This is a genomic window from Pseudomonas sp. DC3200b2 (assembly GCF_049895785.1).
GTDB lineage: Bacteria > Pseudomonadota > Gammaproteobacteria > Pseudomonadales > Pseudomonadaceae > Aquipseudomonas > Aquipseudomonas massiliensis.
In genome coordinates this window covers 139,791-157,952 of record NZ_JAFCTA010000006.1, presented here as the reverse complement: position 1 = coordinate 157,952, position 18,162 = coordinate 139,791, and the positions used below count along the sequence as shown (strand labels likewise).

General features: G+C 62.3%; 19 protein-coding genes. 15 read left to right on the top strand and 4 right to left on the bottom strand.

Annotation, left to right across the window (positions count from 1 at the left end; translation table 11 throughout):
- The first annotated feature begins 3 nt into the window (after positions 1-3).
- The 6 genes from ACP691_RS17970 (at position 4) to moaE (ending at position 4,793) form a co-directional block, all read left to right on the top strand.
- Positions 4-1,152: an alginate O-acetyltransferase gene (locus ACP691_RS17970; protein ID WP_426152061.1), complete on the top strand. Its 1,149-nt coding sequence runs from the start codon at positions 4-6 to the stop codon at positions 1,150-1,152.
- A gap of 50 nt (positions 1,153-1,202) precedes the next feature.
- Complete coding sequence (locus ACP691_RS17965; RefSeq protein ID WP_426152059.1) at positions 1,203-1,862, top strand: alginate O-acetyltransferase AlgF; 660 nt, start codon at positions 1,203-1,205, stop codon at positions 1,860-1,862.
- Between the two features lie 101 nt (positions 1,863-1,963).
- Positions 1,964-3,415: a mannose-1-phosphate guanylyltransferase/mannose-6-phosphate isomerase gene (locus ACP691_RS17960; protein ID WP_040261259.1), complete on the top strand. Its 1,452-nt coding sequence runs from the start codon at positions 1,964-1,966 to the stop codon at positions 3,413-3,415.
- Between the two features lie 199 nt (positions 3,416-3,614).
- Complete coding sequence (moaC, locus tag ACP691_RS17955) at positions 3,615-4,085, top strand: cyclic pyranopterin monophosphate synthase MoaC (protein WP_426152056.1); 471 nt, start codon at positions 3,615-3,617, stop codon at positions 4,083-4,085.
- Positions 4,085-4,327 carry a MoaD/ThiS family protein gene (locus tag ACP691_RS17950; protein ID WP_426152275.1) on the top strand — a complete coding sequence of 81 codons (243 nt, stop codon included), beginning with the start codon at positions 4,085-4,087 and terminating at the stop codon, positions 4,325-4,327. Before moaC ends, ACP691_RS17950 begins: the two co-directional genes overlap by 1 nt.
- Before the next feature lies 1 nt (position 4,328).
- Entirely contained in the window at positions 4,329-4,793 is a 465-nt protein-coding gene (gene moaE, locus ACP691_RS17945; protein WP_426152054.1) for a molybdopterin synthase catalytic subunit MoaE, read from the top strand.
- A 127-nt stretch (positions 4,794-4,920) separates the two neighbouring features.
- On the opposite strand, the gene rhlB is transcribed toward moaE, so the two are convergent.
- Positions 4,921-6,393 (bottom strand): ATP-dependent RNA helicase RhlB, encoded by a 1,473-nt coding sequence (gene rhlB / locus ACP691_RS17940; protein WP_426152052.1) that lies wholly within the window; start codon positions 6,391-6,393, stop codon positions 4,921-4,923.
- Between the two features lie 87 nt (positions 6,394-6,480).
- Positions 6,481-7,137, bottom strand: a complete 657-nt coding sequence (locus tag ACP691_RS17935) for an alpha/beta hydrolase (protein ID WP_426152050.1) — start codon at positions 7,135-7,137, stop codon at positions 6,481-6,483.
- Between the two features lie 435 nt (positions 7,138-7,572).
- Between ACP691_RS17935 and ACP691_RS17930 the strand changes: the two genes are divergently transcribed.
- The 7 genes from ACP691_RS17930 to ACP691_RS17900 all read left to right on the top strand — a co-directional run bounded on the left by ACP691_RS17930 (position 7,573) and on the right by ACP691_RS17900 (position 14,891).
- On the top strand, positions 7,573-8,601 hold the full coding sequence (locus ACP691_RS17930; RefSeq protein WP_426152048.1) for an amino acid ABC transporter substrate-binding protein: 1,029 nt from the start codon (positions 7,573-7,575) through the stop codon (positions 8,599-8,601).
- A 157-nt stretch (positions 8,602-8,758) separates the two neighbouring features.
- Entirely contained in the window at positions 8,759-9,949 is a 1,191-nt protein-coding gene (locus tag ACP691_RS17925; RefSeq protein ID WP_426152046.1) for an amino acid ABC transporter permease, read from the top strand.
- 9 nt (positions 9,950-9,958) lie between these two features.
- Positions 9,959-11,056 (top strand): amino acid ABC transporter permease, encoded by a 1,098-nt coding sequence (locus ACP691_RS17920; protein ID WP_426152044.1) that lies wholly within the window; start codon positions 9,959-9,961, stop codon positions 11,054-11,056.
- Positions 11,057-11,071: 15 nt separating this feature from the next.
- Positions 11,072-11,836 carry an amino acid ABC transporter ATP-binding protein gene (locus ACP691_RS17915; protein WP_040261250.1) on the top strand — a complete coding sequence of 255 codons (765 nt, stop codon included), beginning with the start codon at positions 11,072-11,074 and terminating at the stop codon, positions 11,834-11,836.
- A 112-nt stretch (positions 11,837-11,948) separates the two neighbouring features.
- Positions 11,949-13,187 carry a CynX/NimT family MFS transporter gene (locus tag ACP691_RS17910; RefSeq protein ID WP_426152041.1) on the top strand — a complete coding sequence of 413 codons (1,239 nt, stop codon included), beginning with the start codon at positions 11,949-11,951 and terminating at the stop codon, positions 13,185-13,187.
- Complete coding sequence (locus tag ACP691_RS17905) at positions 13,180-13,458, top strand: GIY-YIG nuclease family protein (protein WP_426152039.1); 279 nt, start codon at positions 13,180-13,182, stop codon at positions 13,456-13,458. The genes ACP691_RS17910 and ACP691_RS17905 overlap by 8 nt, the downstream gene beginning before the upstream one ends.
- Positions 13,459-13,958: 500 nt before the next feature.
- Complete coding sequence (locus ACP691_RS17900) at positions 13,959-14,891, top strand: glutathione S-transferase family protein (protein ID WP_426152038.1); 933 nt, start codon at positions 13,959-13,961, stop codon at positions 14,889-14,891.
- A gap of 187 nt (positions 14,892-15,078) precedes the next feature.
- On the opposite strand, the gene yejK is transcribed toward ACP691_RS17900, so the two are convergent.
- Complete coding sequence (yejK, locus tag ACP691_RS17895; RefSeq protein WP_426152036.1) at positions 15,079-16,086, bottom strand: nucleoid-associated protein YejK; 1,008 nt, start codon at positions 16,084-16,086, stop codon at positions 15,079-15,081.
- A 77-nt stretch (positions 16,087-16,163) separates the two neighbouring features.
- On the opposite strand from yejK, the gene ACP691_RS17890 reads away from it, so the two are divergent.
- The gene (locus tag ACP691_RS17890) at positions 16,164-16,505 is read left to right on the top strand and encodes a DUF2845 domain-containing protein (RefSeq protein WP_426199746.1); all 342 of its coding nucleotides are present in this window, start codon (positions 16,164-16,166) and stop codon (positions 16,503-16,505) included.
- Between the two features lie 359 nt (positions 16,506-16,864).
- Positions 16,865-17,146, top strand: coding sequence for an HU family DNA-binding protein (locus ACP691_RS17885; protein ID WP_040261245.1), 282 nt, complete (start codon positions 16,865-16,867; stop codon positions 17,144-17,146).
- Positions 17,147-17,215: 69 nt separating this feature from the next.
- On the opposite strand, the gene rlmF is transcribed toward ACP691_RS17885, so the two are convergent.
- Positions 17,216-18,136 (bottom strand): 23S rRNA (adenine(1618)-N(6))-methyltransferase RlmF, encoded by a 921-nt coding sequence (rlmF, locus tag ACP691_RS17880; RefSeq protein ID WP_426152032.1) that lies wholly within the window; start codon positions 18,134-18,136, stop codon positions 17,216-17,218.
- Positions 18,137-18,162: the final 26 nt, after the last annotated feature.

Sequence of the window (18,162 nt, the reverse complement as noted above, 5' to 3'; positions counted from 1 at the left end):
ACCATGACCCGTTCATTACGCATTCTCTACATCGCGATCTTCTTTGGCATCCTGGTGCTGATGGGGCTCTGGTCCCTGGTAGCGTTCACCAGCTTCGATCGAACGCCGCAAATGACCTTCCTCAACGGCAAGCTGGCCAAGGCCGTGGAAACTCACTATGACGAGGAGTTTCCCATCAAGCGGCTGGGTACCAACCTCTGGGCGGCGGTGGACTACAAAGTGTTCAACGAAGGCCGCCCAGGAGTCATCCTGGGCAAGGACCAGTGGCTGTTCACCGATGAAGAGTTCAAGCCTGTCGCTAACCGTGACCAGATCGAGCAGGAAAACCTCGCGCTCATCCGCGGCGTGCGTGATCGCCTGGAAGAAAAGGGCATCAAGTTGGTGATGGCGATCATCCCGGCCAAGGCGCGCCTGTACCCCGAATACTTCGGCGACAGGCAGCCGGCCAGCATGCATCGTGATCTGTACGAGCAATTCCATGCGCAGGCCCAGCAGGCGGGCATCTTCGCGCCGGACCTGATGGGGCCGTTGCAACAAGCCAAGCAGAGCGGCCAGGTCTTCCTGCGGACCGATACCCACTGGACCCCAATGGGAGCGGAAGTGGTGGCGCGCAATCTTGGCGCTGCCATTGCGTCGCAATCCCTGATCAATACCGCGCCAGTCAAATACGTGACCGAAGCGGAACAGGCGAAGCCGTACAAAGGCGACCTGACGACCTTCCTCCCGCTGGATCCTTTGTTCACGAATTTGCTTCCGCAGCCTGATAGTTTGCAACAAAAGACCACCCATGCTGTCGAAGGCGCAGGTGACAGCGGCGATGCGCTGTTTGGCGATGCCACTGTCCCCGTGGGGCTGGTAGGTACCAGCTACAGCGCGAACGCGCACTGGAATTTCCTTGGCGCGCTCAAAGAGGCGCTCAATAGCGACGTCGTCAACTATGCCGAGGAAGGCCACGGCCCGATCCTGCCGATGCTCAAGTATCTGCAGAGTGACGGGTTCAAGAACAACCCGCCGCAGGTTCTGGTTTGGGAGTTTCCCGAGCGCTACCTGCCTATGAAGAATGACCTCAGTGGTTTCGATCCCGCGTGGATCTCCCAACTGAAGAAGGCCCAAGATAACAATCAGAATCTGGCCGTGGGCCAGAGCCACTGATTATTTTCAATCAAACGGCACATATTTCATATCAGCCGCGAGGAATACATATGCCTGTACAGACTTTGAAAGCCGCCATTCGCACTTCCCGTATCGCCAAGGCTTGCGCCGTGGCCGTAGGCCTGGGGCTGCTGTCTACCCAGGCATTCGCCGGAGGCGATGGCGCCCTGTACAAGACTGCTCCGGCAGGGTCCGCATTTGTCCGTGTCTACAATGCCGGCGGTCAGGAAATCACCCCTAGCGTCGGTACCGCCAAGTTCAAGGGCGTATCGCCTGCATCCGCCAGCGCCTATTCATACCTGCCTGGCGGGAGCTATACCGCTCAGCTTGGCTCGCAGAGCCTGCCAGTCAACTTGGCCAGCAATAAATATTACACCGTGGTCGGTGGAACTTCTCAGCCAAAGTTGGTCGAAGAGTCCAAGTTCGACAACAAGCAGAAAGCGCGGGTGGATGTCCAGAATTTGACGGACAAACCTCTGACGCTGAAAACGGCCGATGGCAAGACTGAAGTCGTCGCCGCCGTCGCTGCTGGTGGTTCTGGCAGTCGTGAAATGAATCCTGTGAAAGTTAATCTGGCACTCTTCGATGGCGCTAACAAAGTTGTCGATCTGAAGCCTGTAGCGCTTGAGCGTGGTCAGTTCACTTCTCTGTTCGTTACCGGTTCCGGTAGTAACGTCAAGGCCGATTGGGCCCTGCCTGTTTCCGAATAATGCCTTATACGCGGCTGCTCAACGCAAGCAGCCGCTTTGAATAAGAAGACACGGCGGCACTCGCGGTCCAACTTCATTTACGAAATTCTTGGAGAAACACTATGATCCCGGTGATCTTGTCAGGTGGTAGCGGCTCTCGTCTGTGGCCGTTGTCGCGCAAGCAGTTCCCGAAGCAATTCCTGGCGTTGACGGGCGAGCACACGCTCTTCCAGCAGACCCTGGAACGTCTGGTGTTCGAAGGCATGGATAAGCCTCTTGTGGTTTGCAACAAGGACCACAAATTCATCGTCAACGAACAACTTTCGGCTCTCAAGCTGGAAACCCAGGGCATCCTGCTCGAGCCCTTCGGCCGTAATACCGCGCCGGCCGTAGCCTTGGCCGCGATGAAGCTGGTCAACGAAGGTCATGACGAGTTGATGCTGGTCCTGCCGGCCGACCACGTGATCGAAGACCAGAAAGCCCTGCAGCGCGCCCTGGCCCTGGCCACCGTAGCCGCCGAGCGTGGCGAGATGGTGCTGTTCGGCGTTCCGGCCAGCCGCCCTGAAACCGGCTACGGCTATATCAAGTCCACCAACGACGCATTGCTGCCAGAAGGCGTGAGCCGCGTTTCTCACTTCGTCGAGAAGCCGGACGAGAAGCGTGCCCAGGAATTCGTGGAGCAGGGCGGCTACTTCTGGAACAGCGGCATGTTCCTGTTCCGCGCCAGCCGCTTCCTGGAAGAGCTGAAGAAGCACGATCCGGATATCTACGACAACTGCCTGTTGACCCTGGAGCGCAGCAAGCGCGACGGCGACAACATCGAAATCGAAGAAGCCAGCTTCGCCTGCTGCCCGGACAACTCCATCGACTACGCGGTGATGGAAAAGACCCAGCGCGCCTGTGTGGTGCCGCTGAGCGCCGGCTGGAGCGACGTTGGCTGCTGGAAATCCCTGTGGGAAGTCCATGCCAAGGATGAAAATGGCAACGTCACCAAGGGCGACGTGGTCATCCAGGACAGCCGCAACTGCATGGTCCATGGCAATGGCAAGCTGGTGTCGGTGATCGGCCTGGAAAACATCGTGGTGGTGGAAACCCGCGACGCCATGATGATCGCGCACAAGGACAAGGTCCAGGGCGTGAAGAACATGGTCGCCACCTTGAACGACATGGGCCGCAGCGAAACCCAGAACCACTGCGAAGTGTACCGCCCTTGGGGCTCGTACGACTCCGTGGACCAGGGCGGTCGCTTCCAGGTCAAGCACATCACCGTCAAGCCGGGTGCCTGCCTGTCGCTGCAGATGCACCACCACCGCGCCGAGCACTGGATCGTGGTATCCGGTACCGCCGAGGTGACCTGTGACGAGAACGTGTTCCTGCTGACCGAGAACCAGTCGACCTACATCCCGATCGCTTCGGTTCACCGCCTGCGCAACCCAGGCAAGATCCCGCTCGAGCTGATCGAAGTGCAGTCCGGCAGCTACCTGGGCGAAGACGACATCGAGCGTTTCGAAGACATCTACGGCCGCTCCAACGCTGCCACCGCCGGCGTCTCGGTGAAGTCGATCACCCAGTAAAGGCCTTCTGTAGCAGCCGGCCTTGGCCGCGACCAGGCTAACCGATTCGTCGGCAAGACAGCATGGCCCGACCCGGCTGCTACCAGTGGATTCAGAAAGAGGCCCCGCGCCAAGCCCCATCGGCTTGCCGCGGGGCCTTTTTCGTTTCCGTGCACGGGGCGGCGGGCTAAACTGGGCCATGTTTTCCAGGAGCCAGCTCATGCTCACCCATCTAGATTCCCAAGGCCGCGCCAATATGGTCGATGTGACCGCCAAGGCCATCACCGAACGCGAGGCAGTGGCCGAGGCACGTGTGCGCATGCAACCGGCTACCTTGCAGATGATCGTGGAGGGCGCCCACCCCAAGGGCGACGTCTTCGCGGTCGCACGTATCGCCGGCATACAGGCGGCGAAGAAAACCAGTGACCTGATTCCCCTCTGCCATCCATTGATGCTCACCAGCGTGAAGGTGGAGCTGAGCGGGGAGGGCGCCGATGCGGTGCTGATCCGTGCCCGCTGCAAGCTGGCGGGGCAGACAGGGGTTGAAATGGAAGCCCTCACGGCCGCCAGTGTGGCTGCCTTGACGATTTATGACATGTGCAAGGCTGTGGACAAGGGGATGGTCATCGAGGCCGTGCGCTTGCTCCAGAAGCGCGGTGGCAAGAGTGGTGACTACCAGGTGCAGGCATGATGACGGTCAGGGTGCTGTATTTCGCGCGCTTTCGCGAGGCCATGGGCAAAGACGCCGAGCAGGTGCGGGGTGAGTTCATGGATATTCGCGCGCTGAGAGCCTTTTTGGTGGCGCAAGGAGGGCATGACGTACTGGCCGAAGCCAACCTGATGTGCGCCCGCAATGAAGAGCTGTGCCAGCTGGACGAGCCTGTGCTGCCCGGCGACGAGATTGCCTTTTTCCCTACCGTGACGGGAGGTTGAGATGGCCGTTCGCGTGCAGCGTATCGCCTTCGATCCCGGTGCCGAGCTCAATGGCGTTCATCAGCGGCAGCTAGGTGTTGGCGCGGTGGTAAGCTTCACCGGTTATGTACGCGACTTCAACGACGGCCAGGACGTGGCCGGCCTGTTTCTCGAGCATTACCCGGGCATGACCGAAAAGGCCCTGGAGAAGATCGTGGCCGAGGCGCAGGGCCGTTGGCCCTTGCTCAATGTGGAAGTACTGCACCGTGTCGGTGAGCTCGCCCCGGGAGAGCCCATCGTTTTCGTGGCCTGTGCCAGCGCGCATCGCCAGGCAGCCTTCCAGGCCTGCGAATTCATCATGGATTACCTCAAGACCCGCGCCCCCTTCTGGAAGAGGGAAACCACGCCCGAAGGGCCCCGGTGGGTGGAAGGGCGGCAAAGCGACCAGGATTCGGCCGAGCGCTGGCTGCCGGCGAACAAGCCCTGACGAAGTCTTCGCAGGGTAGGAGCTAGCGGTAGCTAGCGAAAGGCATTGAGCTGAACATTCGCCGACTCCGCTGGCTCCCACCGGCGCCAATGGCCCAAGTCCATTGGCCTCCCCCGACAGCTTGTGCCTATGTACGCCGCCCCACAGGCTTGAGCAGCGCTTCGGGCGGCATCTCACAGCTGATCTTGCGGCCCAGCAGCGCCTCGATGGCAGGCAGTTGGTAAGCGTCATACTCCCCAGCGAAGCTGATCGAAACCCCGCTGGTCCCCGCGCGGCCGGTGCGGCCGATCCGGTGAACGTAGTCGTCCGGGTCTTCCGGCAGGGTGAAGTTGATCACGTGGCTGATGCCTTCGATATGAATGCCCCGTCCGGCCACGTCGGTGGCTACCAAGACCTGCACCTGGCCCGCGCGGAAGGCTTCCAGCGTCTTGATCCGTTTGTGCTGGGGCACGTCACCGGACAGCTGGGCCGCATTGATGCCGTCCTTGACCAGGCGCTCCTCGATGCGACGTACTTCATCCTTGCGGTTGGCGAACACCATCACACGGTCCCAGCCCTGGCTGGTCACCAGGTTGTAGAGCAGCTTGTACTTGTCACTGCTGGCGACGGCGTAGACGTGCTGTTCAACCGTATCGCTGGCTACCTGCTCCGGCTCGATCTCGACGATCGCCGGCTCCGTAGTCCACTGGCGCGCCAGGTTCATCACGTCCTCGGTGAAGGTGGCCGAGAACAGAAGGGTCTGGCGTTCGCTCTTGGGTGGCGTCTGGCGGATGATCTGCCGCACCTGGGGGATGAAGCCCATGTCCAGCATGCGGTCCGCCTCGTCCAGCACCATCACTTCGACCATGTCCAAGTGCACTTCGCCGCGCTGGTTGAAGTCAAGCAGGCGACCCGGGGTGGCCACCAGAATGTCGCAGAAGCGCGACTCCAGTTGCTTGAGCTGCTTGTCGAAGTCCATCCCGCCGACGAAAGTCATCACGTTCAGGCCGCTGTACTTGGTGAGCTGGGCGGCATCCTTGGCGATCTGCACCACCAGTTCCCGGGTAGGCGCGATGATCAGCGCACGGGGCTCGCCCATGTAGCGTTCCGCTGGAGGAGGTGTCTGCAATAGCTGGCTGATGGTGGAAATCAGAAAGGCCGCGGTCTTGCCGGTGCCGGTCTGCGCCCGGCCGATGGCGTCACGCCCTTTGAGGGTGAAGCCCAGCACCTGGGCCTGGATCGGCGTGCAATAAGGGAAGCCCAGGTCATGGATGGCGCGCATTAGTTCAGGGCGCAGGGGGAAGTCATGGAAGCGCGTCTTGCCTTCCTGGGGCTCGACCTGGAAATCCTCGGGGTTCCATGGCTTCGCAGGCGCCTTGGCCGCTACGGTACGGGCCTTGCGGGGCCGCTCGGGAGGTGTTGCGGGTACGATAGGGGCGGTGGGTGCCGGTGCCGCTCCGGCATGGCGTTTGGCGGCGCGGGGCGCCTGCTGGGGTTCGCGAGCGGGGGCAGTCACTGCCGGTGCCGGCCGTGCTGGACGCGCCTCGGCGGGAGAAGCAGGTGCGGCGGCGAGCGGCTCAGCCTCACCCTTGCCGAACATTTTCTTGAGTGCTTTGAGCACGGTCATCTCGTCATTAATTGTAAGGAAAGGTTCGCTGGCAGTGTAATGCAAGAATCGAGCGCGGCGTAGTGCCGCGCTCCGAGCGGCTCAACCCAGGCGGGCTGTGAGCCAGGACGCGATGTCGCTGATTTCCTGTTCGATCACCGCGTGTTCCATGGGGTACTCCTGCCAGCTGACCTCTACGCCAGCGTCCTTGAGCTGGTCATGGGCGGCGCGGCCCATGCTGCGCAGGACCACACCGTCCTGGGTGCCATGCAGGCAAATGACCGGTATCGCCTGTTGGACGGCGCTAAGCGGCAAGACTTCGCCAAAGCTCGGGGCGTAGGTGGACAAGGCCATGACCCCTGCCAATGGGCGTGAGGCCTCGATATAGGCGGTATGCAGGACCACCGCGCCGCCTTGGGAGAAACCGGCCAGCACGATGCGAGTATCCGCGATGCCCTGGGCGTTCTGCTCATCCATCAGCTTCAGCACCGTGTTGGCGGACGCGTCCAATTGCTGACGATTGATGGCCCGGGCCGGTGACATGGCCATGATGTCGTACCAGCTTGGCATCAGGTAGCCGCCATTGATGGTCACCGCCTGGGTAGGCGCCTGCGGTAACACAAAACGTGTGTGGGGCAGGCTACGCTGCAGCAGCTGGGCCGCCGGTTGGAAATCGAAGCGATCGGCGCCCAGGCCGTGCAACCAGATTACACAGCTGTCGGCGGGTGCCTGAGGCTCAACGATCAGGGTTTCGGTCATATCTGCTCCTTATTGGTGCAACAGGGTTCAAGTCGGTGCGCTCTGTGGTAACGGCGCAGTGGCATTTTGCTAATAAAACGTCGCCTTGCTGCAATTTTAACGCTTGACCGCTACTGAATGTTTCCTGGTCTGGCGGCATGGTACGTCCTTTGCTAAACCTGTTGAGCGATGTAGACGCGCCCGCTACCGGTAACACTCGCGATCGGGGGAGAGGCACGGTGGCCCACGGGCCAATCGGGCCCAAGCCGCGAGAGATGGGCTCCAGTCTACACGCACTCGCACGTTGTCCCGCTCGACCCAAAACGATGCCAGCACAGGGTCGAGGGCGCCTCACAAAGGTGCGGGGCAACACTGGGCTCGGGGCCCTAGGGTTGTCGTGTTGGCGGCCCACCCCGGCCAAGCTCGGACACAACAAGAGCCTTATTGGAGGTTTAAATGCAGATGTTGAAATCCACCCTGGCTGTACTGACCACCGCCGCCCTGATCGGGGCCAGTGGTTTCGCTCAGGCGGGAGCTACCCTGGATGGCGTGAAGAAAAAGGGCTTCGTTCAGTGTGGCGTGAGCGACGGCCTTCCGGGCTTCTCCGTGCCGGACGCTCAGGGCAAGATTGTCGGCATCGATGCGGATGTGTGCCGGGCCGTGGCGGCCGCCGTTTTCGGTGACGCCAGCAAGGTCAAGTTCAGCCAGCTCAACGCCAAGGAGCGCTTCACCGCGCTGCAATCCGGCGAGATCGACGTGCTGTCGCGCAACACCACCTGGACCAGCTCCCGTGACGCGGGCATGGGCCTGATCTTCGCCGGTGTCACCTACTACGATGGCGTAGGCTTCCTGGTGAACAAGAAGCTGGGCGTGAGCAGCGCCAAGGAACTGGACGGCGCCACCATCTGCATCCAGGCCGGTACCACCACCGAGCTGAACGTGTCGGACTACTTCCGCTCCAACGGCCTTAAATATACCCCCATTACCTTCGACACCTCGGACGAATCGGCCAAGTCCCTGGAAAGCGGCCGTTGCGACGTGCTGACCTCGGACAAATCGCAGCTCTACGCACAGCGCTCCAAGCTGGCGGCCAAGACCGACTTCATCGTGCTGCCGGAAACCATCTCCAAGGAACCCCTGGGCCCGGTGGTCCGCAAGGGTGATGACGAGTGGCTGAACGTGGTCAAGTGGAGCCTGTTCGCCATGCTCAACGCCGAGGAAGCCGGCGTGAGCTCCAAGAACGTCGAAGAGCAGGCCAAGTCCACCAAGAACCCGGACGTGGCTCGCCTGCTCGGCGCTGACGGCGAATACGGCAAGGACCTGGGCCTGCCGAAGGATTGGGTCGTGCAGATCGTCAAGCAGGTCGGCAACTACGGCGAGGTCTTCGAGAAGAACCTGGGCAAGGGCACCGCGCTTGAGATAGACCGCGGCATGAACGCGCTCTGGACCAACGGCGGCATCATGTACGCACCACCGGTACGTTGATTGCCAGGTCGCCAGCACAGCCGCTGGCGTAGCGAGCAGAAAGGAAGAACAAGGCAGGCGCAGTGACGCGATCAAACGCGCATGCGCCTGCCTTGGCGTTTCCAATCCCTGCTCGCCATTCGAACCGCTGTATCGTCCGTTTCATTCGGGGCATTTCATGCAAAAACACAACGGCGCACCCAGCGCGCAATCCGGGCGGTTTTCCCTGACCGATCCACGGGTGCGCGCCTGGGTCTTCCAGATCATTACCGTGGTCGCGGTGGTATCACTGGGCTGGTACCTGTTCGATAACACCCAGACCAACCTGCAGCACCGCGGCATCACCTCTGGGTTCGACTTCCTCGAGCGCAGCGCCGGCTTCGGTATCGCCCAGCACCTGATCCCCTATGTGGAGTCGGATACCTATGCCAGGGTGTTCGTGATCGGCCTGCTCAACACCTTGCTGGTGACCTTCATCGGCATCGTGCTGGCAACCTTGCTGGGGTTCGTGATCGGCGTGGCGCGGCTGTCCAACAACTGGATGGTAAACAAGCTGGCGACCGTCTACATCGAGGTCTTCCGCAACATTCCTCCCCTGTTGCAGATCCTGTTCTGGTATTTCGCCGTCTTCCTGACCCTGCCAGGGCCACGGGGCAGCATCAACATCGCGGATCGCTTCTTCATCAGCAACCGCGGGCTGAACATGCCAGGGGCCAATCCGGCCGAAGGGTGCTGGCCATTCATTGTCAGCCTGGCGATCGCTCTGATCGCGCTGATCCTGATGGTTCGCTGGGCCAACCGGCGCTTCGAGGCCACCGGCCAGCCATTCCACAAGTTCTGGGCAGGCCTGGCCATCCTCGTTGTGATTCCCGCCCTGGCATCCTTGCTGTTCGGCGCGCCCTTCCACTGGGAGGTGCCGGCCCTGCGCGGCTTCAACTTCGTGGGCGGCTGGGTGATGATCCCCGAATTGCTCGCGCTGACCCTGGCGCTGACGGTCTATACCGCGGCCTTCATCGCCGAGATCGTGCGTTCGGGCATCAAGTCGGTCAGCCATGGGCAAACCGAGGCCGCGCGCTCCCTGGGCCTGCGCAACGGGCCTACCCTGCGCAAGGTGATCATTCCCCAGGCGCTGCGGGTGATCATTCCACCCCTGACCAGCCAATACCTGAACCTGGCGAAGAACTCCTCCCTGGCGGCCGGCATCGGCTACCCGGAAATGGTCTCGCTGTTCGCCGGTACCGTGCTGAACCAGACGGGCCAGGCCATCGAAGTCATCGCCATCACCATGAGCGTGTACCTGGCCATCAGCATCAGCATTTCCCTGCTGATGAACTGGTACAACAAGCGCATCGCGCTGATCGAGCGCTAGGATTTTCCCATGACGACACATGTGTTCAAACCCGACCAGCCGCCACCCGTCAAAGCGGTGGGCGCCTGGGCCTGGATGCGCGCCAACCTGTTCTCGGGCTGGTTCAATACCCTGCTGACGCTGCTGGCGGTATACCTTGTCTGGCTCATCGTGCCACCGGTGCTCAACTGGGCCATCTTCGACGCCAACTGGGTAGGCACGGTCCGTGCCGACTGCACCAAGGAGGGCGCCTGCTGGGTGTTCATCCAGCAACGCCTGGGCCAGTTCATGTACGGCTATTACCCCAGTGACCTGCGCTGGCGGGTAGACCTTACCGTCTGGCTGGCCATACTGGGCGCCGCGCCGCTGTTCATTCCCAAGGTGCCGAAGAAGGTCAAGTACGGCATCGCGTTCCTGGTGGTCTACCCGATCATTGCCTGGTGCCTGCTGCATGGCGGCGTGCTTGGCCTGGACACGGTGCCGACCAGCCAGTGGGGCGGCCTGATGCTGACCCTGGTGATCGCCACCGTGGGTATCGCCGGGGCCTTGCCGCTGGGAATCGTGCTGGCGCTGGGCCGGCGTTCGAAGATGCCGGCGGTGAAGGTGGTATGCGTGACCTTCATCGAGTTCTGGCGTGGAGTGCCACTGATCACCGTTCTGTTCATGTCCTCGGTGATGTTGCCGCTGTTCCTTCCCGAAGGGATGAACTTCGACAAGTTGCTGCGGGCGTTGATCGGGGTGATCCTTTTCCAGTCGGCCTATGTGGCCGAGGTGGTGCGTGGCGGCATGCAAGCCATTCCCAAGGGCCAGTACGAAGCAGCCGCGGCCATGGGCCTGGGCTACTGGCGCAGCATGGGGCTGGTGGTATTGCCGCAAGCCCTGAAGCTGGTGATTCCGGGCCTGGTCAATACCTTCATCGCCCTGTTCAAGGACACCAGCCTGGTGATCATCATTGGCCTGTTCGACCTGCTCAACAGCGTCAAGCAAGCCGCCGCCGACCCCAAATGGCTCGGCATGGCCACCGAGGGCTACGTTTTCGCCGCCCTGGTGTTCTGGATTTTCTGTTTCGGCATGTCCCGCTACTCCATTCATCTGGAGCGCAAGCTGGACACCGGTCATAAGCGCTAAGCGTCAGGAGAGAACATGAACGACCCCATCAAGCAAGTCGCCGGCGCTGAAGGCATCATTCGCATGACCGGTGTGAACAAGTGGTACGGACAGTTCCACGTGCTCAAGGACATCAACCTCAACGTTCGCCAGGGCGAGCGGATCGTGCTTTGCGGCCCGTCCGGCTCGGGCAAGTCCACTACCATTCGCTGCATCAACCGCCTCGAAGAGCATCAGCAGGGCAGCATCATCGTCGATGGCGTGGAGCTGACCAACGACCTCAAGCAGATCGAGGCCATCCGCCGTGAAGTCGGCATGGTGTTCCAGCACTTCAACCTGTTCCCTCATCTGACCATCCTGCAGAACTGCACCCTGGCACCCATGTGGGTGCGCAAGATGCCGAAGCGCCAGGCCGAGGAGATCGCCATGCACTACCTGGAGCGGGTTCGCATCCCGGAGCAGGCGCACAAGTTCCCTGGGCAGCTTTCCGGCGGCCAGCAGCAGCGCGTGGCCATCGCCCGAGCCCTTTGCATGAAGCCGAAGATCATGCTGTTCGACGAGCCTACCTCGGCGCTGGACCCGGAAATGGTCAAGGAAGTGCTCGACACCATGATCGGCCTGGCCGAAGACGGCATGACCATGCTCTGCGTGACCCACGAGATGGGCTTCGCACGTACCGTGGCCAACCGGGTGATCTTCATGGACAAGGGTGAGATCGTGGAGCAGGCCGCGCCGGACGACTTCTTCGACCGCCCCCAGAGCGACCGTACGCGGTTGTTCCTCAGCCAGATCATCCATTGATCGCAACCGGTCGGGCCCGCGACGACCTGACCGGTTGATCCACTTCCCGCAGCAGGCGTAAAGTGCTGGGCCGTTTTATTACAAAAAACAAACCTGCCCAGCCGAGTTTCCTATGCCTGCCCAGAACGCACCCACCGATGCCGCCGTTGAACAGGGCGGCGTCTCCCGGCCCCGCGCCCGCATGGCCCTGTTGATCGCTGGCCTGATACTGGTGGCCCTGAACCTACGGCCAGCCTTGTCCAGCCTGGCCCCGCTACTGCACCAGGTATCCGACGATCTGGGCCTGAGCGCGGCGGCGGCTGGCCTGTTGACCACCCTTCCGGTGTTCTGCCTGGGCATCTTCGCGCCTTTGGCACCCATGCTTTCCAGGCGGTTCGGCGCCGAGCGCACCGTATGCGGCGTGCTGTTGCTGCTGGCGCTGGGCATTGCATTGCGTACCCAGTTCGGCGCCTTGGGCGTGTTCGCCGGCAGCGTAGTCGCCGGTGCCAGCATCGGCGTGATCGGGGTATTGCTGCCTGGCATCGTCAAACGTGATTTTCCGGCCCAGGCGGGCACCATGACGGGGGTCTACACCATGGCCCTTTGCCTCGGTGCCGCCGTGGCCGCTGGCAGCAGCGTGCCCTTGAGCGAGGCCTTCGGTGACAGTTGGCGCCTGGGCCTGGGCTTTTGGCTGGTTCCGGCAGTAATAGCCGCCGTAGCCTGGTGGCCCCAGACCCGCGCCAACCACCACGCCAACCGGGCGGCCTACCGCGTACGGGGGTTGCTGCGTGACCCGCTGGCCTGGCAGGTCACGCTCTTCATGGGCTTGCAGTCCTCGCTGGCCTATATCGTGTTCGGCTGGCTGCCCTCCATTCTCATCGACCGCGGCCTTTCGCCTGCCGAGGCGGGTTTGGTCACGTCCGGCTCGATCATCGTCCAGTTGGCCAGCTCCCTTAGCGCGCCCTGGCTAGCGACTCGTGGCAAGGATCAGCGGCTGGCCATCTTCCTGGTGATGGGCCTGAGCCTGGTGGGTCTGTTCGGTTGTCTCTATGCGCCGCTCAGTGGTCTCTGGGGCTGGGCCGTCGTGCTCGGGCTAGGGCAGGGCGGTGTCTTTGCGGTAGCGCTGACCCTGATCGTGCTGCGCTCTGCGGACTCCCACGTGGCTGCTGGCTTGTCCGGTATGGCTCAGGGGTTCGGCTACACCCTCGCTTCCATGGGGCCATTGGCCGTTGGCGTGGTGCACGACCTCACCGGCGGCTGGGCAGCCATGGGTTGGGTATTCGCAGTCATTGGGGTAGCGGCGTTGACGGCGGGCATGGGCGCGGGTCGGGCCCGACTGGTGGCGGTCCGCAGCGAGCGGGTCGATGGCTGAGACCGCCGTGCCCTGGTGCGTCTACCTGGTGCGAGCGGCCAATGGGTCGTTGTACTGCGGCATCAGCAACGATCCCTACCGGCGGTTCGCCGCGCATCAGGGCGGCAAGGGCGCGCGGTTTTTCCGTTCCAGCCCCGCGGTGGCTCTGGTGTATATCCAGGCCTGTGAGGCGAAGGGCGAAGCCTTGCGCGCGGAGCGGGCCATCAAGCGGTTGCCCAAGAAGGTGAAGGAGGCCATGGTGGCACAATGGCGGGGTGATCGGCTTGATTGATGCACTTCGGGTCGCTATGTGTAATGGTTAATGAGCACACGAGGCGACTCTGCCGAAATCCCTTCGTGAGCCTCGTCATTCAAGCCTGACTGGTTTGCGCGTCGGCGCCGCTGACGGTTTCGCCTTTACGGCGACCCCCCTTTGTTTCGGCAAAGGGGGGGCAAACCATCCGCGCTGTTCGTTCGGCCTCCGCCAAGGCGGGGGTCCCCTCCCTCCGGCATGGCTCGGGCTTGGGGCGCGTCGACAGGGCATCCCTGCCCTGGCGCCGCTCGCCCGCCTTCCCTGGCGGGCGCCCAGCTTCGCCATGCCTCCACTCGGCCGAGCCGAGGCGCATTCGGCGGCGCCTGGGCCATCTGTGCAAGGGACGGCCTACGCCGTCCAGTCTTTTCAAGGCGGCTGCCGTCAACACCAATGCAAGGGCGGACACCTAGGCGATGTGGGGTAGGCGCGGCCCATCCTTGCCGCTAAGCTGCAAGCCCACCCCCCGCCCGGATACCGCCATGAGCGCACCCATCCTGCACCACTATCCCACCTCACCCTTTGCCGAAAAGGCACGCCTGATGCTGGGCTTCAAGGGCCTGGCCTGGCAATCGGTGATCATCCCCGCGATGATGCCCAAGCCCGACCTCACCGCCCTTACCGGCGGTTATCGCAAGACGCCTGTGTTGCAGATTGGCGCTGACCTCTACTGCGACACCGCGCTCATCGCCCGGCAGCTCGACAAGGTCCAACCCACCCCCGCGCTGATCCCCCAGGGCCAAGAAGCGGTGATTTCCACCTTCGCCGCCTGGGCCGACTCGGTGGTGTTCCAGCACGCGGTGAGCTTCGTGTTCCAGCCTGAATCGGCCGCTGTACGCTTCGCTCGCTTCAGCGAGGAGCAGCGCAACGCCTTCCTGGCTGACCGTGCCCGCCTGTTCAGCGGTGGCACCGCCAGCCGGTTGTCCATCGAGACCGTGCGCCACCAGTGGCCGGTCATCATCGGACGTGTGGAACGGCAGCTTGCCGAGGGCGGGCGGTTCCTGTTCGGCGAGCCGACCCATGCCGACTTCGCCCTGGCCCATGTGTTCTGGTTCCTCAAGGGGACTCCGGTCACCGCCGGCCTGGTCGACCAGTACCCTGCCGTCAGTGCCTGGCTCGAGCGTGTGTTGGCCATTGGTCATGGCAGTCCCAGCGAGCTTGGCAGCGAGCAGGCATTGGAAATCGCCAAGGCGGCGAAGCCACTGGGCTTCCCGGAAATCGACTTTGTCGATCCCCGCGGCTTCAAGGCAGGGGATAAGGTAAGCGTCGCCGCCACCGACTATGGGGTAGATCCTGTCAGTGGCGAACTGGTGTACAGCGATGCGGAAGAGATCGTAGTACGTCGCGAAGACGAGCGCGCCGGCGTGGTGCATGTGCACTTCCCGCGGCTGGGGTTTGCCCTGAGTTCGCTGTGATGGCGTAACCAAGGTGGGAGGTCCGGTAGCTGGCGAATTCGGCCCCAGGATAAGGACCATTCGGCAGCTGTCGCTGCCTCCCACCGCCTTAGCCGAGCCGCTGATGTCGACCAGCGAAGCTGGCGAATTTTCCCTGGTAAACTGAGCGTTTGGCGCTGGACAGCGAGATGATCGGCCTGGCCCCCACCTAGTCCTTGCGCCGCTTGAGCTGATCCGCCAGTTGCGTGGGCACGCCCTTGATGGTCAGGGTGCCGGCGGCTTCGTCGTATTCGATCTTCGAGCCCAGTAAATGGGCTTCGAAGCTGATCGACAAGCCTTCGGCGCGGCCAGTGAAACGGCGGAACTGATTAAGGGTGCGCTTATCCGCCGGAATCTCTGGAGACAGGCCGTAATCTTTGTTGCGGATATGCTCGTAGAACGCCCGCGGGCGATCCTCGTCGATCAGCCCGGAGAGTTCTTCGAGTTCCACCGGTTCGCCCATGCGGGTCTGGGTGGTCGCGTAGTCCACCAGCGCCTTGGTTTTCTCCCGGGCTGCGTCCTCGGGCAGGTCTTCGCTTTCAACGTAGTCGCTGAACGCCTTGAGCAAGGTACGGGTTTCACCGGGGCCGTCTACGCCTTCCTGGCAGCCGATGAAGTCGCGGAAGTAGTCCGATACCTTTTTCCCGTTCTTGCCCTTGATGAACGAGATGTACTGCTTGGACTGCGCGTTGTTGCGCCATTCGGAGAGGTTGATGCGCGCGGCCAGGTGCAACTGACCCAGATCCAGGTGACGGGAAGGGGTGACGTCCAGGTCGGCGTTCACTGCTACGCCGTCGCTATGATGCAGCAGGGCGATGGCCAGGTAGTCCGTCATGCCTTGTTGGTAATGGGCGAACAGCACGTGGCCACCCACCGAAAGGTTGGATTCTTCCATCAGCTTTTGCAGGTGTTCCACCGCCACTCGGCTGAAGGCAGTGAAATCCTGCTCGTCATCCAGGTAGGCCTTGAGCCAGCCACTGAAGGGATAGGCCCCTGATTCGCCGTGGAACAGGCCCCAGGCCTTGCCCTGTTTGGCGTTGTAGCTGTCGTTCAGGTCCGCGAGCATGTCGTCCAGGGCCTGGGAGGGCTCCAGTTCTCGGTCGCGGGCGTGCAGCACGGCGGGGGTGCCGTCGGGCTTCTTGTCGATCAAATGGACGATGCAGTGGCGGATCGGCATGGGTGTCTCTGGAAAACCGAAAAGAACAAAGTGTACCGTAAGCGCTTACAGGCGGAATGGTGAAGGCAGAGAAACCCATGAGCAGGCTTGGCAAGCAAGGCCTCCCCGTAATGTTGCTGGCGTGGCTGGTCGCAGGCTCGCCCGCTCAGGCTACTACCTTGCGCTGCGGGCCCGCCCTGGTTGCCGAGGGCGACAACATGGCCTACATCAGCGCGACTTGTGGGGCGCCTCTGGCTTCAGCCAGCGAAGGCCCCGCGCTGCGCCCCAACGGCGTGCCGCGATGGAATGCCGCCAGGATCAGCGTATGGGTATACGGCCCCAACGGCGGTGCCTATCAGTATTTGCGCTTCGTCGATGAGCGCCTGGTGGAAATCGATCTGAGGCGCCAGCCTCCGGCTGCGCCATTGCTCCCTTGGTAGGAAGGAGCGTCGCATTACGGGCGAAGCGCCCGAACGCTGCGACCAGGTGTCACAGACTGTTACGGAAAATGGCTGTTTTTTAGCCAAAACCCCAATAAACGCGAATATTTACCGCCCTAGTGGCGGATATTTATCTGGCTCTGTGCTAGCTTTGCCGGCTCTTGCGCTGGAGCGCCAACGGTTTGCCCGATGGCCCCGGCGTTAGCCCGCTTACCGGTAGCCGTCAGCACGAACCAAACGACGCCCAGGGTATCTACATTGCCGATTGGCGAGACTGTATCCATACGCGGGCCCAAGGGCTGGGCCGACGGCTGATGTTGCTCCGGCAACCAACGAATTTGAAAGGGAAGGAATACTACATGGCACTTACCAAAGACCAACTGATCGCTGACATCGCCGAAGCTGTCGACGCGCCCAAGGCCGTGGCCAAGAACGCGCTGGAGCAATTGGGCCAGATCGTCGCCGACCAGCTGGAAAATGGCAGCGAGATCACCCTGCCAGGCATCGGCAAGCTGAAGGTCACCGAGCGTCCTGCTCGTACCGGTCGCAACCCGTCCACTGGCGCGGCTATCGAAATCGCTGCCAAGAAAGTGGTCAAGTTCGTGCCTGCCAAGGTGCTGACCGACGCGATCAACAAGTAAGTTGAGCGTGACCGGGAAACCGCACTGTGAGGTGCGGTTTTTTTTCGCCTGCCAAAAAGATCGGGCCTGTCAGCCGTTTGCGCGCTGCTCCGGCGTCTGGAAAGTCCAGGCCAGGAAACGGCTCTGCTTCTGGCCTTGTCCCATGGCGACAATGCGGGTGTCCAGGGCGCCAGCGCGGGCGATGCGCGCCTGCAGGGGTGGCAGGTTGCCGGCCTTGGATACCAGGCAGGTGAACCAGCCAATGCATTGGCCAACGGCAGGGCTTTCATCGATCATCCGGCTGACGAACTTCAACTCGCCGCCCTCGCACCACAGCTCCGTCTGCTGTCCCCCAAAGTTCAGCACAGGCAGCTTGCGGGCAGGATCTGCCTTGCCCAGGTTGCGCCATTTGCGCTGGCTGCCACTGAGCGCTTCCTGCGCGGACGCATGAAAGGGTGGGTTGCACAGAGTCGCTGCAAAACGCTCCTGCGGCTGCAGCAGTCCTGCGAAAATGTGCGCGGGTTGCGCCTGCCTGCGCAGTTCGATGACCTTGCCCAGGCCGTTGGCCTGCACGATGGTCTGTGCCGAGGCCACCGCCACGGGGTCGATGTCCGAGCCCAGGAAGCGCCAGCGGTAATCCAGGTGTCCCAGCAAGGGGTAGATGCAATTGGCTCCGGTGCCGATATCCAGCACGCGCACCGAGGCGCCTGTGGGAGGCGTGCCGCCGTGGTCTTGCGCGAGCAGGTCCGCTACGCCGTGGACATAGTCCGCGCGGCCCGGTACCGGCGGGCATAGGTAGCCCTCGGGGATGTCCCAGAATCGTATGCCGTAGAGTGCCTTGAGCAAGGCACGGTTGAAAACGCGGACCGCGGCTGGATCGGCGAAGTCGATGCTTTCCTTGCCATAGGGGTTGAGGATGACGTAGGCCGCCAGTTCAGGCGTGCCCTGGATCAACTTTGGAAAGTCGTAGCGGCCTTGATGGCGGTTACGAGGGTGCAGGGTAGGTTTCATCGCATGGGCCGGAAAGGAAACGCGGC